Here is a 12,532-nt window from a genome sequence, read left to right on the forward strand (position 1 = left end):
GGCGGAGGGGTGGTGCCGTGGAGCCGGTTGATGTGGCGTTCGCGCTGGTGGGTGTGGGCGCTCTGCTCGCGGGCGTCCTGCCGCGGGTGCTGGAGCGCCGCCCACTGTCCATGCCGATCGCCTTTCTCGCCCTGGGCATGCTGGTGTTCCTGCTGCCTGTCGGGCTGCCGTCACCGGACCCGCTGGCCCACCCGGAGCTGGCCACCCACCTCACCGAGATCGGGGTGATCGTCGCGCTGATGGGCGCCGGCTTGAAGATCGACCGGCCGTTGAGTTGGCGGCGGTGGTCGTCCACCTGGCGGCTGCTGGTGATCGCGATGCCGCTGTGCATCGCGGCGGTGGCGGTGCTCGGCTGGTGGTGGGCGGGGCTGGTGCCGGCCGCCGCGCTGCTGCTGGGTGCCGCGCTGGCCCCCACCGATCCGGTGCTCGCCGCCGATGTGCAGGTCGGCGAGCCGACCGATGTGGAGGATTCCGAGGACGAGGTCCGCTTCGCGTTGACCTCCGAGGCCGGCCTCAACGACGGTCTGGCGTTCCCGTTCGTGTACGCCGCCATCGCCATCGCCTCGACCAGTCTCGCCCCGGGTGACTGGTTGGCCGAATGGTTCACGGTGGACGTCCTCTGGAAGGTCGGCATCGGCGTCGGCGGTGGGCTGCTGATCGGCTGGCTGCTCGGCAAGCTGTTCTTCCGCGCGCCCAGCGAGCTGCGGTTGGCCCGGCACGCCGAGGGCTTCCTGGCGCTAGCTGCCACGTTTCTGGCGTACGGGCTGGTGGAGGTGGTCGGTGGGTACGGCTTCCTGGCGGTGTTCGTGGCCGCCCGGGCGATCCGGGCCGCCGAGCGGACCCACGAGTTCCACTCGGTCCTGCACGACTTCGCCGAGCAGGTCGAACGGCTGCTCACCCTGGTGCTGTTGCTGCTGCTGGGCGGCGCGATCGTGGGTGGTCTGCTGGGCCCGCTGACCTGGCCGGCGGCCGCCGTCGGGCTGGCCCTGGTGTTCCTGGTGCGGCCGCTGATCGGCTGGTTGTCGCTGCGCGGCGCCCCGGGACGCCCGGCCGAGCACTGGGTCATCTCGTTGTTCGGCATTCGTGGCGTCGGCTCGTTCTACTACCTCGCGTACGCCACCACCAAGGCCGACTTCCCGCAGGCCGAGCTGCTCTGGGCGACCGTCGGGCTGGTCGTGCTCGTCTCCGTCGTGGTGCACGGCGTGGCGGCGACCCCGGTCATGCAACTGCTCGACCGGGAGGGAGAGCGGACCTCCGACCCGGCCGAGCGGGACGCCGACGCCCGGCCGGTCGCCGCGGCCGGGCACGCCTGAGCAGGCACCTCAGGCCCGCCGCCCACGCCGGCTCAGCCCAGCCTGAGCGCTCCTTCAGCCCAGCCTGAGCGCTGCTTCAGCCCAGCCGGGCGGCCAGCGCGCGGCCGAGGTCCCGACCGGAGCGCCAGGCGCTCTGCACCCGGGGCTTGCCGAACGCGTCACCGGCCAGGCCGATCCCGTCGGCGTCGAGGTGGTAGGTGGCGTCGGCGGTGGCGTGGGTCGGCTTCGCGTACGTCCAGCGGTGCACGTGCACGTCGACGGCCTGTTCGGGCAGCCCGAGCAGGTCCCGGACGGCCTGCTCGATCGCCGGCCCGGCCCCGGTGGGTTGGGCCAAATGCCCGGCCGCGAACTCCGGCACCGTGTGCGCGACCAGCACCGGCGCGCCGTCACCTCGTCGGTCGCCGTCGTCGCAGACAAGGTTGAGGACCGGGTGCTCGTTGACGAACGCCCCCCGGAAGTCCGGCCAGCGCCGGTGCGGGAACCGCAGCACCGCGGCCAGGGTCGGCGACCACCGCTGCGCCTGCACCACCCGGGTGGCGTCGGTCAGGGCCGGGTCGAGCAGCAGGGCGGCCTGCGGGCCCGGCATGGCCAGGACGACCGCCGCGCACGACTCGCCGTCCACGACCGGGCCGGGCTCCACGCCGAGCACCAACCGGTCGACGGTCACCGGCACCGCGCCGGCCAGGTGCTCGACCAGCGACCGCAGCCCACCGGGGGCGGCGAAGCGCATCGGCCCGGTCACCTCGTGGTTCCCGCTCCGGTCGTACGCCCGGAAGGTGTCGGTCCACTCGCGGACCAGCCCGGCGGCGCGCCACCGCTCGACCAGTGCGACGAAGTCCGGGTCGGTGGCGGTGAAGTAGGCGGCGCCGATGTCCGCGGGACGCCCCTGGAAGCGTTTGCTGGCCATCCGGCCGCCGCGGACGTGCCCCCGCTCCCTGACCCGCACGGGCACCCCGGCCCGGGTCAACTCGACAGCACAGGCCACCCCGGCGATGCCCGCCCCGACCACCACGACGCCCGACCGGTCCATCCGATGATCGTAGGCGGTGACCGACGGGCATGAACCACGGCGATCGGGGTACTGGCACACCTGTTCGAAGAAAGGGTGATGATGATGACCGACCGCCGTAGCGAGGCCGACCAGAACGCCGCGATCAAGGACCCGGACGAGTGGGTCACCGGCGACGAACCGCCGACCGCCGCCCAGGAGTCCTACCTGAGCACGCTGGCCCGGGAGGCCCATGCCGACCTCCCGGACGACCTGACCAAGGCCGAGGCGTCCAAGCGCATCGACGAACTCCAGGCCGAGACGGGCCGGGGCCGGTAACCGGGGCGGTCAGGGGCGGGGCAGCGGGTGGAGCTGCACCTCGCTCAGCTCGCCCCTGTGCACGGTGGCCGTCAGGTAGGTGGCCTGGGGTTGGGCGCGGCGGTCGGTGGGTGAGCCCGGGTTGAGCAGGCGCAGCCCACCGGGCGCCACGCTGTCCCAGGGGATGTGCGAGTGCCCGAAGACCAGCAGATCGACGTCGGGAAAGCGGGCCGCGCACCGCTTCTCCCGGCCGGTCCGTGGCCCGGTCTCGTGCACGACCGCGACCCGTAGACCGTCGAGTTCGACCCGGGCCACCTCGGGCAGCCGGGCGCGCAGCGCCGGGCCGTCGTTGTTGCCGTACACCCCGATCAGTCGGCGCGAGCGCGCGGTCATGGCGTCGAGCAGTGTCTCGTCCACCCAGTCACCGGCGTGCACCACCACGTCGGCCGCCTCGATGGCCGCCCAGAGGGGCCCGGGTAGGTCCCGGGCCCGCTTCGGTACGTGGGTGTCCGCCGTGAGCACCAGCCGCATACCCGCATTGTCCCCCGGGCCCTGACCGTCCACCCGTCGACACGGACGCACCGGCGCCACCAGGAGCGCCAGGCGGCAGCAGCGACAGACCGGTGACGGCGCGGCTCAGCGGTCCACCGGGGAGAAGTACGCCGGGGGCATGCCGGTCTGCCGCACCGTCGGGTCCCGCTCGACGTCGGTCAGCACACCGGCCGCGTTGATCAGGCCGATGTGCGAGAACGCCTGGGGGAAGTTGCCCAGCTGCTCCCCGGTCAACGGGTCGATCTGCTCGGCGAACAGGCCGAGGTCGTTGACCCGCTCCGCCAGGCGCCGGAACAACTCGTGCGCCCGGTCCCGCTCACCGGCCAGCGCCAGGCAGCACACCAGCCAGAACGAGCAGATCAGAAACCCCGCCGGGTCGCCGTCCCAGCGCCGCAGCAGACCTTCGTGGGACAGCCGCCGCTCCACCGCGCGGATCGTCGAGCGCATCCGCGGGTCGTCGGCCCGCAGAAACCCGACCAGCGGCATCACCAACACCGACGCGTCCAGGTCGTCGGTCTCGAAACTCCCGGTGTACGACTGGAGCCGCTCGTTCCAGCCCCGCTCGAGCACCTCCGCGCGTACCGCGTCACGGGCGGCCGCCCAGCGGGCCACGTCCTGCGGCTCGCCGAGCGTGTCACCGAAGCGGACCGCCCGATCCAGGGCGACCCAGCACTGCACCTTCGAGGACACGTGGTGGTGCTGGATGCCACGCTCCTCCCACATGCCCGCGTCGGGCAACGACCAGTCCCGCTCGGCCTGGTCGGCGAGCACCCGGAGCACGTGCCGCACCTCCGGGTCGAACGGCTCCAGCTTGTCGCGCATCAGCCAGGCGGCGTCCATCGCCTCGCCGAAGATGTCGGTCTGCCGCTGTTGCCACGCGTCGTTGCCGATCACCACCGGTGGGCTGTCGCGGTAGCCGCCGAGCTGTTCCAGTCGGTGCTCGGTGAGGTCCCGCTCCCCCAGCACCCCGTACATGATGGGCACCGGCCGGTCGTCGACGCGACCCATCGCCCTGCCCAACCAGGCGAACTGCCGCTGCACCTCGTCCAAGCACGCGGTCCGCCACAGCGCCCGCAGGGTCAGGCTGAAGTCCCGCACCCAGACGTAGCGGTAGTCGTAGTTGCGGTCCCCGCCGAGCTTCTCCGGCAGCGACGTGGTCACCGAGGCCACCACCGCGCCGCTGGGCCGGTACGTCATGCCCTGCACCACCAGCCGGCTGCGCCGCACCTGGTCGGCGTAGAGCCCGTCGTACGGGTGTTCGTCCGACCAGGAGCGCCAGCCGGCGACGGTGTCGGCGATGGTCTGGTCGGCGTCCGGCACCTCGGGCAGCGGGGCGTCGTAGGTCGGGGCGTACCCGAGGGTGAAGGTGTGTTTCGTGCCGGCGCGGGCGGTGAACGTCCCGGTGGCCTCGCCGTCGCCGGCGGTCAACCGCACGCTGCCGCGCAGGGTGAGTCGGGCGGCCCCGGCGATGGCCTCCAGCATGTCCTCCCGCTCGATCAGGTACGCGACGGTGCGGCCGTACTCGAAGCGCGGCCGGTAGTGCACCCGCATCGGCACCGAACCGGACAGCCCCTCCACCGAACGGACCAGCACCTGCGGCGAGTGCAGGCCGATGTCGTGACCGCGCGAGCCGGGCTCGAAGGCCAGCGCGTCGGTGAGCGCGACTTCCCCCTTCGTGGTGCGGAAGACCGTTCGCAGGACCAGGGTGTCGTCGAGGTAGCTGCGGTCGACGCGGTAGTCGCCCTCGGGCTGGATGGACCAGTGCCCGGCGTTGTCGTCGAGCAGCCGCGCGAACACCGACGGGGCGTCGAACCGGCCCGGGCACCACCAGTTCACCGAGCCCGTGGGGTCCACCAGCGCCGCGCTGCGCCCGTCGGCGAGGAAACCGTAGTCGCTGATCTGTCCGCTCTCCACCTGACTGCCTACCCGGGCAGTCAGGTGGCATTCCCCTGCCGCCGGGACGGCGCCGGCCGCGTTACCGGTCGGCCTGGCGGGGAACCCGGGGAGCTGACGAGGGAGGATGCTCATGACGTCAGCTTCGGGGCCGGCCGCCGCCTGGCGGCCCGGCACACAGGGTGGCGACCTGCTTCCATCCGGGCCGGCCGGCCGCCTGTCGACACCGGCCGGGGACGGCCACGGGCCGCAGACCGGCCCGCCGACCGTGACGATCGGCTCGTACCCGGACTATCCGAGCGCGCAGCGGGTCGTCGACTATCTGGCCGACAACCGCTTTCCGGTGGAGCACAGCGCCATCGTCGGCACCAACCTCACCCTGGTGGAGACGGTGCTCGGGCGGATGACCACCGGTCGGGCCGCTCTGCTCGGCGCGGGCACCGGCGCCTGGTTCGGGCTCTTCATCGGCCTGTTGTTCGGCATCTTCACCGTCGGCAACTGGCTGGCGGTGATCCTGGTCGGGCTGGTCATCGGTGCGATCTGGGGTGCCGTGTTCGGCGCTGTCGCGCATGCCATGACGGGCGGGCAGCGGGACTTCACCTCGGCCAGCTCACTGCGGGCCGGCCAGTACGCGGTGACCGTCGACGCCCAGCTCGCCGACCAGGCGCGACAGCTGCTCGGTCGGATGCAGATGCCCGGTTCGGCGGCGAACGCCCGCTGAGCGAACGATCGACCGGCCGTCCCGGCAGCACGCCGGGGGCGGCCGGTCAGTCGTGGTACGCCATCTCGCCGGCGCGCAGTGGCACGTCGACCCGGTTCTCCGGGGGCGCCAGCGGACAGGCCCAACGGTCGTCGTAGGCGCAGCTGGGGTTGTAGAGGTAGTTCGCGTCGAGCCGGACCCGGTCGCCGGGCAGCAGCTCGACACCCCGGCCGAAGGTGCCCTTCACCGTGTCGGTGAGGTACCGCCCACCCCCGTAGCTCTCCCGCCCGCAGGTGCCGTCGCGCAGCGGAACGAACAGCCCACCCCCGTACGCCTCGATCCACCAGAGGGTCAGCGACCCCCACGTCGTCTCGGCCACCGCGACCCGCCGGTACGCGACCACCCCGTCCGGGCCGCCGGTGTCGATGCGCAGCTCGCCGCTGGCCGGGCGCAGCGGCGCCTCGACCACGGCCTCGGGATTGGGTGGGAAGTAACGCACCCCGGGAAAGCCGGGCCGCTGCGCCACGGGGATCGGGCTCTGCGGGTGGGTGGCGAAGAGTTCGTCGCGGCCGGCCCGGAAGCCGATCAGGTCGACGTCGGACAGGTACAGCCGGGCGACCCGCTCCCGCCAGTCGGCCAACTCCAGATCATCCACAGCACCGAGCCTATGCCGTGCCGCCACGGCAGCTCAGCGCGGTGGCCAGTTGGTGAGCACGGCGTCGAGGGCGTCCAGGGCGCGCGACCACGAGTCGTCGGTGGGGCGCGGGGTGTGCCGGAACCCGCCGGTCCGCTCCAGGCTCACGAACCCGTGGAACGTGCTGTGCATCATCCGCACCGCGTCGGTCTGGTCGGGCTCGGAGAGTCGGTAGCCGCGCAGGATCGCCCGGGTCATCTCGGCGTGCCGGACGCCCGCGCTCGCGGCGGCGGTCTCCGGGTCGAGGTCGATCTGCATGGCGGCGTACCGGCCCGGGTGCTCGCGCGCATAGTCGCGGTACGCGTTGGCGAAGGCCACCAGCGCGTCCTTGCCGGCCCGGCCGGCGAGCGCGTCGGCGACCCGGTCGGCCAGCTCCGCCAGCGCCAGCAGAGCGATCCTGACCCGCAGCTCGTGCGCGTTCCTCAGGTGGAAGTACAGGCTGGCGTCCTTCACCCCGAACTGGCGGGCGAGCGCGGCGACAGTCACGTTCTCCACGCCCACCTCGTCGGCCAGCTCGGCTGCGGCCAGCGTCAGGCGCTCGGCGGTCACTCCGGCACGTGCCATCCAACACACCCCTCTAGTTTTTTGCCTAGTAGGACTAGGCTGGCACCTATGTTAGCCCCAACCGAGTCCGCCATCCGCGCGTCCTTCGTCAACACCACCCAGGGCGAGGCGAAGCGGCTGGCCCTACCACATGATCTTGACGCGCGATCCTGGAGCGACCTCGACTTCCTCGGCTGGCGGGACCCCGCCGCGCCGCAGCGGGCCTATCTCGTCACCGAGACCGACGGCGAGCTGGTCGGCGTCGCGCTGCGGGTCGCACCGCAGCAGACCGGGCGGGTGCGACGCAGCATGTGCTCGCTCTGCCTGACCACGCACACCGGCGACGGCGTCTCGCTGATGACCGCGCGCAAGGCCGGTTCCGGCGGACGGCAGGGCAACTCGGTGGGCGTGTACGTCTGCTCCGACCTGGCCTGCTCGCTCTACCTGCGGGGCAAGAAGCACGCCGGGCCCCGCATGCACGAGACGCTGACAGTGGCGGAGAAGATCGACCGCACCACTGCCACCCTCACGGCGTTCCTTCGCAAGGTCACCGAGTGACGGTTTCGCGCCGACGGCGCTCGCCCGTCCCCGGTTAGCGGTCGGCGGCCGTCCGTCCCCGGCTAGCGGTCGGCGGCCGTCCGTCCCGGTTAGCGGTCGGTGGCGAGGCGGGCGTGCAGGTGCTCGTCGTAGCGGCGGCCGTCGCCGTACCGGTACGACTCGCGCAGGGTCCCCTCGGCCGGGTAGCCGGCCCGCTCCGCGACCCGGCAGGACGCCGGGTTGGCCACCGCGTGGCAGAGCTCCACCCGGTGCAGCCCGAGGTCCGCGAACGCCCAGTCGGTGAGCCGGACGACGGCGCGCAGCGCCACGTGACGCCCGCGCGCCGCCGGCGTCGTCCAGTAGCCGATGGAGGCGTCGCCGTGCCGGATGTGGTGCAGCGACACCGAACCCAGCAGGCCGCCGTCGACCGCCGAGGTCACCGCCAGGGAGGCGTGGTCCCCGGCGGACCAGTCGGCGCGGCGGCGCACCCAGAGCAGCGCCACCTCGTCGTCGATCAGGCCGTCACCCTGCGGGTTCCACTGGGCGATGGCCGGGTCACGAAGGGCGTCGCGCACCGCCGGAGCGTCCTCGTCCCGCCAGGGCCGCAGCAACAGCTCGCCGGCAGCGAGTTCCACGTGTTCCACGAGGCCGGAGTCTGGCACACCGCACGGCCTTCGCGCCGCCGGATTACCCCACCTTTACTTCAAAACTGCACGAGCCACACGTGGGACGCGAGGAAAGTGACCCAGACAACGCCCAACCGCAGTATTTAAGTTTTGAAGTAGTGCTATCGTCGTGGGCATGACCGAGAGCCTGGACAGCACCCGAGAGGCCGCCTGGCGGGCCTACATCGAGGCCAGCCAGCGTCTCTACACCCAGTTGGAAGAGGAGCTGCGGGCCGACTGCGACCTCAGCTTCGCCGACTACCACGTGCTGGTCCTGCTCTCCGAGGCACCGGCGCAGCGGCTCCGGATGGGCGAGCTGGCCAGCCGGTTGATCTTCTCGCCCAGCCGCCTCACCTATCAGGTCTCCTCCATGCAGCGTCGTGGCCTGGTCAGCAAGGAGCCCTGCCCGGACGACCGGCGCGGCAGCGAGGCGGTGCTCACCGCGGCCGGGCTGCTCGCGCTACGGGAAGCCGCACCCCACCATCTGGCGTCGGTGCGCACCCATCTGATGGACGACCTCGACGACGCCGAGGTCGCCTGCCTCACCCGGGTCTTCGATCGGCTCGGCGAGCGCCTGCGGGCATCGCGGGACGGCTCGACCACCCCTGCCCCACGTTAGGAGCCTTCGACATGCCCGCGATCACCGTTGACAATGTTCTCGTCCTGCCCCGCCTGCCTCGACTCGACGAGGCCACCACGATCCGACCGGTCCGCACGGTGACCACCGCGCCCAGCGGCTTCGAGGGTGAGGGCTTCCCGGTCCGCCGCGCCTTCGCCGGGGTGTCGACCGCCGACCTGGACCCGTTCATCCACCTCGACCAGATGGGCGAGGTCGACTACGCGCCGGGCGAGCCCAAGGGAACACCGTGGCACCCGCACCGCGGCTTCGAAACCGTCACGTACATCATCGACGGCGTCTTCGACCACCAGGACTCCAACGGCGGTGGCGGCACCATCACCGACGGCGACACCCAGTGGATGACGGCGGGCAGCGGCCTGCTGCACATCGAGGCCCCACCGGAGCACCTGGTGGTCAGCGGCGGGCTCTTTCACGGCACCCAACTGTGGGTCAACCTGCCCCGCTCGGCCAAGATGAACCCGCCCCGCTACCAGGACATCCGGGGGCGCGAGTCGGCGCTGCTCACCACGCCTGACGGCGGCGCGCTGATCCGGGTCATCGCCGGCGAGGTCGCCGGGCACCGCGGCCCGGGTTCGACCTTCACCCCGATCACCATCACGCACGTCACCGTGCAGCCGGGCGCGCAGGTCGACCTGCCCTGGCGCCCCGACTTCAACGCCCTGGTGTACGTGCTGGGCGGTCGCGGCACCGTCGGCGCCGACCGGCGGCCGGTGCGTACCGGCCAGCTCGCGGTGCACGGCCCGGGTGACGCGCTGCGGTTCGGCGCCAACACCACGCAGGACAGCAACACCCCGGCGCTGGACCTCTACATCATGGGTGGTCAGCCGATCCGGGAGCCGGTGGCACAGTACGGCCCGTTCGTGATGAACACCCGCGACGAGCTGCTCAAGGCGTTCGAGGACTTCCAGGCCGGCCGCCTCGGCGTTATCCCCACCGAGCGGCTCCCGCACACCGGCGGCCAGGGCGCCCGGCCCTGACCACGATCGACCACTGAGATCGGCGCCGACGCCTCCGGTTCACCCCGGGGGCGTCGGCGCCGCCTCAGGAGACCGCAAAAATCCCGGCGACACCCAGAATCACCATCACCAACACCGCTACCAGCGCACCCCGCTCGCTCTCCACCGCCGGCTCGCGGTTCTCGGTCATGGGGTTCGTCGTGTCGCGGGGCATCGTGTGGCCTCCTCGGCTGTTGTCGCGTCACTTGCGATGGCGTTGGCCAGGTCACCGCTCGGTTCGCCTGGCGTGCGGACCCGCGGCGGGGGTCCTACCGTGAGGACGTTGCCGACCTCCAGGAGGGCTGGACGGTGCCGTTGCAGGACTGGTTTCTCACCGCTGAGGAACGCGCCAACCCGGTCTCTGGCATACCCGTGTGGACCACGGGAAACCTCGCTGAGCCGTTGATTCACGGTGCCGCCTACTTCGACCGGCTGGTCGACGAGGTCGAGGCGCTGGGCGCCGGGGACCACCTGTTCTTCACCGACTGGCGGGGTGACCCGGACCAGCGGCTGCGCCCGGACGGCCCGACCGTGGCCCAGCTCTTCGCTCAGGCCGCCCAACGCGGCGTGGTGGTCAAGGGGTTGATCTGGCGGTCGCACCTCGATGTCCTGGCGTACAGCGAGGCGGAGAACCGCGACCTCAGCGAGACGATCTCGGCCGCCGGCGGGGAGGTGCTGCTGGACCAACGGGTCCGGCGCGGCGGCTCGCACCACCAGAAGCTCGTGGTGCTGCGACACCCGGGCGCACCCGAGCGGGACATCGCCTTTGCCGGCGGGATCGACCTGTGCCACAGCCGCCGCGATGACGCCGCGCACCACGGCGATCCGCAGCCGGTGCAGATGTCCCAGCGGTACGGGCCCAATCCGCCCTGGCACGACGTGCAGCTCGCGGTGCGCGGTCCGGTGGTCGGCGCGTTGGACACCCTGTTCCGGGAACGCTGGACCGACCCGATGCCGCTGGACTCGGAGAACCCGATGGCCTACCTGCGGGATCGGCTGCGCGGCTCGGACCTGCGCCCCGACCCGCTGCCCGAGCAGCCGGCGGATCCGCCGCCCTGCGGTCCGCACCAGATCCAGGTGCTGCGCACCTATCCGGCCGTCCGTCCCCGCTACTCGTTCGCACCGGACGGGGAGCGGACCGTGGCCCGGGGTTACACCAAGGCGGTCCGTCGTGCCCGCCGACTCATCTACCTGGAGGACCAGTACCTCTGGTCGGCCGAGGTCGCCGACCTGTTCGCGCACGCGCTGCGGGACAACCCGGAACTGCACCTGATCGCCGTCGTTCCCCGCCACCCGGACGTGGACGGCAAACTGGCGTTGCCACCGAACATGGTCGGGCGCGAGCAGGCGCTGTCGCTGTGTGAACGGGCCGCACCGGACCGGGTGCACGTGTTCGACGTGGAGAACCAGGCCGGCGGCCCGGTCTACGTGCACGCGAAGGTGTGTGTGGTCGACGACGTGTGGGCCAGTGTCGGCAGCGACAACTTCAACCGGCGGTCCTGGACGCACGACAGTGAGTTGTCCTGTGCGGTGCTCGACGAGACGCCGGACCAGCGGGAGCCCACCGACCCGGCGGGGCGGGGCGACGGCGCGCGCAGCTTCGCCCGGGACCTGCGACTGCGGCTGTGGCGCGAGCACCTGGACCGTGACCCGGACGGCCGGGACGACGCGGACCTGCTGGACCCGGCGGACGCCGTCGCGGCTGTCACCGCCGCCGCCGACGCGCTACAGCAGTGGTACGACGACGGCCAGGTGGGTGACCGGCCGCCCGGGCGACTACGCCCGCACCGCCCCGAACGGCTGCCGTGGTACACCAGGGCGTGGGCGCTGCCAATGTACCGGTTGGTCTACGACCCGGACGGCAGGCCGCTGCGCGCGAGACTGGCCGGCACCTGGTGAAGCGGCCGGGTGGGCTCGGGCGCGGGGGCCCGGTACACGTTCAACCCACCGGGGTAGGCGAACGACGAGCGGGGTGAGTAGTAGCCGAAGCCGATGGTCAGCGGGTTGGCCGGGCGCAGCGCGTACATCGGGTGGCCGCGCTGGAGGAACTCCACCGACTCGATCTCGAACGGGGCGACCGGCTCGGCGACGAACGGGTAGGCCGAGCTGAGCAGTTGGCCGTCGCGTCGGGTGAAGTAGCGGTGGTGCCCACTGCTGATCGCGTGCCCGGTCTCCCCCACCCGGCACCGCGCCTGGATCACCGTCGTGCCGTCGATCTCCGTCTCGGCGAGCAGGTCCTCGCCGGTCACCTCGATCCGGGTGCGCCCGGCGAACACCGGCGCGCCGCGGGCGACGGCGTACTCACGGACCAGTCGGCTGGAGGCCACGTAGTGGGTCCACCAGCCACCCGCGTTGAGGCCGCCGGGCGCGTCGACGCCCAGCAGCGAGACACCGAGGTAGGTCAGCGAGTACGCGCCGAAGCCGGAGGTCTGCGTCTCGTCGTCGACGACGTACTGATTGAGGAAGACCTGCCGGTCGGGGCGGGGGCTGAGCCCCGGCGGGACCAGGGCGGCGACGGCGTCGGGATCCGCCGGCAGCCAGCTGAAGTAGAGGGTGCGGCTGTTCACGACGAGCTGGGGAGCGGTTGGATCGAGCACGGTGCCTCCGAACCGGGTGTGTACAGGCGACGCTACGGCCGGTCCCGCCAGCGGGACAAGGACGGATAGTCGACACTCCGGCCGACTTGTCGGATTT

At 72.2% G+C, this 12,532-nt stretch carries 15 protein-coding genes; 7 read left to right on the forward strand and 8 right to left on the reverse strand.

Going from position 1 to position 12,532, the window contains the following annotated elements; translation table 11 throughout:
• Window positions 1-17: 17 nt before the first annotated feature.
• Window positions 18-1,313, forward strand: a complete 1,296-nt coding sequence (locus tag IF22_RS0122130) for a cation:proton antiporter domain-containing protein (RefSeq protein ID WP_030335001.1) — start codon at window positions 18-20, stop codon at window positions 1,311-1,313.
• Between the two features lie 76 nt (window positions 1,314-1,389).
• Here IF22_RS0122130 and IF22_RS0122135 read toward each other — a convergent pair whose 3' ends face one another.
• On the reverse strand, window positions 1,390-2,343 hold the full coding sequence (locus IF22_RS0122135) for an NAD(P)/FAD-dependent oxidoreductase (protein ID WP_030335003.1): 954 nt from the start codon (window positions 2,341-2,343) through the stop codon (window positions 1,390-1,392).
• An 84-nt stretch (window positions 2,344-2,427) separates the two neighbouring features.
• Here IF22_RS0122135 and IF22_RS0122140 point away from each other — a divergent pair, with 84 nt between their 5' ends.
• Entirely contained in the window at window positions 2,428-2,640 is a 213-nt protein-coding gene (locus IF22_RS0122140; protein WP_030335005.1) for a DUF3072 domain-containing protein, read from the forward strand.
• A gap of 9 nt (window positions 2,641-2,649) precedes the next feature.
• Here IF22_RS0122140 and IF22_RS0122145 read toward each other — a convergent pair whose 3' ends face one another.
• Together IF22_RS0122145 and IF22_RS0122150 are read right to left on the reverse strand one after the other, a co-directional pair.
• A complete protein-coding gene (locus IF22_RS0122145; protein WP_030335007.1) occupies window positions 2,650-3,150 on the reverse strand; it encodes a metallophosphoesterase family protein in 501 nt (166 codons plus the stop codon).
• A gap of 105 nt (window positions 3,151-3,255) precedes the next feature.
• The gene (locus IF22_RS0122150) at window positions 3,256-5,085 is read right to left on the reverse strand and encodes a glycoside hydrolase family 15 protein (RefSeq protein WP_030335009.1); all 1,830 of its coding nucleotides are present in this window, start codon (window positions 5,083-5,085) and stop codon (window positions 3,256-3,258) included.
• 112 nt (window positions 5,086-5,197) lie between these two features.
• On the opposite strand from IF22_RS0122150, the gene IF22_RS0122155 reads away from it, so the two are divergent.
• A complete protein-coding gene (locus tag IF22_RS0122155) occupies window positions 5,198-5,785 on the forward strand; it encodes a YflT domain-containing protein (RefSeq protein WP_030335011.1) in 588 nt (195 codons plus the stop codon).
• Between the two features lie 46 nt (window positions 5,786-5,831).
• Here IF22_RS0122155 and IF22_RS0122160 read toward each other — a convergent pair whose 3' ends face one another.
• Both IF22_RS0122160 and IF22_RS0122165 read right to left on the reverse strand, forming a co-directional pair.
• Window positions 5,832-6,419, reverse strand: a complete 588-nt coding sequence (locus IF22_RS0122160) for a DUF1684 domain-containing protein (protein WP_030335013.1) — start codon at window positions 6,417-6,419, stop codon at window positions 5,832-5,834.
• Between the two features lie 33 nt (window positions 6,420-6,452).
• Window positions 6,453-7,022, reverse strand: coding sequence for a TetR/AcrR family transcriptional regulator (locus IF22_RS0122165; RefSeq protein WP_030335014.1), 570 nt, complete (start codon window positions 7,020-7,022; stop codon window positions 6,453-6,455).
• 48 nt (window positions 7,023-7,070) lie between these two features.
• Here IF22_RS0122165 and IF22_RS0122170 point away from each other — a divergent pair, with 48 nt between their 5' ends.
• Window positions 7,071-7,559 carry an FBP domain-containing protein gene (locus IF22_RS0122170; RefSeq protein ID WP_030335017.1) on the forward strand — a complete coding sequence of 163 codons (489 nt, stop codon included), beginning with the start codon at window positions 7,071-7,073 and terminating at the stop codon, window positions 7,557-7,559.
• A gap of 89 nt (window positions 7,560-7,648) precedes the next feature.
• Here the strand turns inward: IF22_RS0122170 and IF22_RS0122175 are convergent, their stop codons facing one another.
• Window positions 7,649-8,182 carry a GNAT family N-acetyltransferase gene (locus tag IF22_RS0122175; RefSeq protein WP_030335019.1) on the reverse strand — a complete coding sequence of 178 codons (534 nt, stop codon included), beginning with the start codon at window positions 8,180-8,182 and terminating at the stop codon, window positions 7,649-7,651.
• Window positions 8,183-8,339: 157 nt separating this feature from the next.
• Between IF22_RS0122175 and IF22_RS0122180 the strand changes: the two genes are divergently transcribed.
• Entirely contained in the window at window positions 8,340-8,822 is a 483-nt protein-coding gene (locus IF22_RS0122180) for a MarR family winged helix-turn-helix transcriptional regulator (RefSeq protein ID WP_030335021.1), read from the forward strand.
• 11 nt (window positions 8,823-8,833) lie between these two features.
• Window positions 8,834-9,820 carry a pirin family protein gene (locus tag IF22_RS0122185; protein ID WP_030335023.1) on the forward strand — a complete coding sequence of 329 codons (987 nt, stop codon included), beginning with the start codon at window positions 8,834-8,836 and terminating at the stop codon, window positions 9,818-9,820.
• A gap of 64 nt (window positions 9,821-9,884) precedes the next feature.
• Here IF22_RS0122185 and IF22_RS36205 read toward each other — a convergent pair whose 3' ends face one another.
• The gene (locus IF22_RS36205; RefSeq protein WP_256443318.1) at window positions 9,885-10,013 is read right to left on the reverse strand and encodes a hypothetical protein; all 129 of its coding nucleotides are present in this window, start codon (window positions 10,011-10,013) and stop codon (window positions 9,885-9,887) included.
• Between the two features lie 134 nt (window positions 10,014-10,147).
• On the opposite strand from IF22_RS36205, the gene IF22_RS0122195 reads away from it, so the two are divergent.
• Entirely contained in the window at window positions 10,148-11,737 is a 1,590-nt protein-coding gene (locus tag IF22_RS0122195; protein WP_030335024.1) for a phospholipase D family protein, read from the forward strand.
• On the opposite strand, the gene IF22_RS0122200 is transcribed toward IF22_RS0122195, so the two are convergent.
• Window positions 11,686-12,435 carry an acetoacetate decarboxylase family protein gene (locus IF22_RS0122200; protein ID WP_030335025.1) on the reverse strand — a complete coding sequence of 250 codons (750 nt, stop codon included), beginning with the start codon at window positions 12,433-12,435 and terminating at the stop codon, window positions 11,686-11,688. The two genes, IF22_RS0122195 and IF22_RS0122200, sit on opposite strands and share 52 nt — an antisense overlap.
• Window positions 12,436-12,532 lie beyond the last annotated feature (97 nt).

The sequence above is a fragment of the Micromonospora parva genome, from assembly GCF_000718515.1.
Classification (GTDB): Bacteria; Actinomycetota; Actinomycetes; order Mycobacteriales; family Micromonosporaceae; genus Micromonospora; species Micromonospora parva.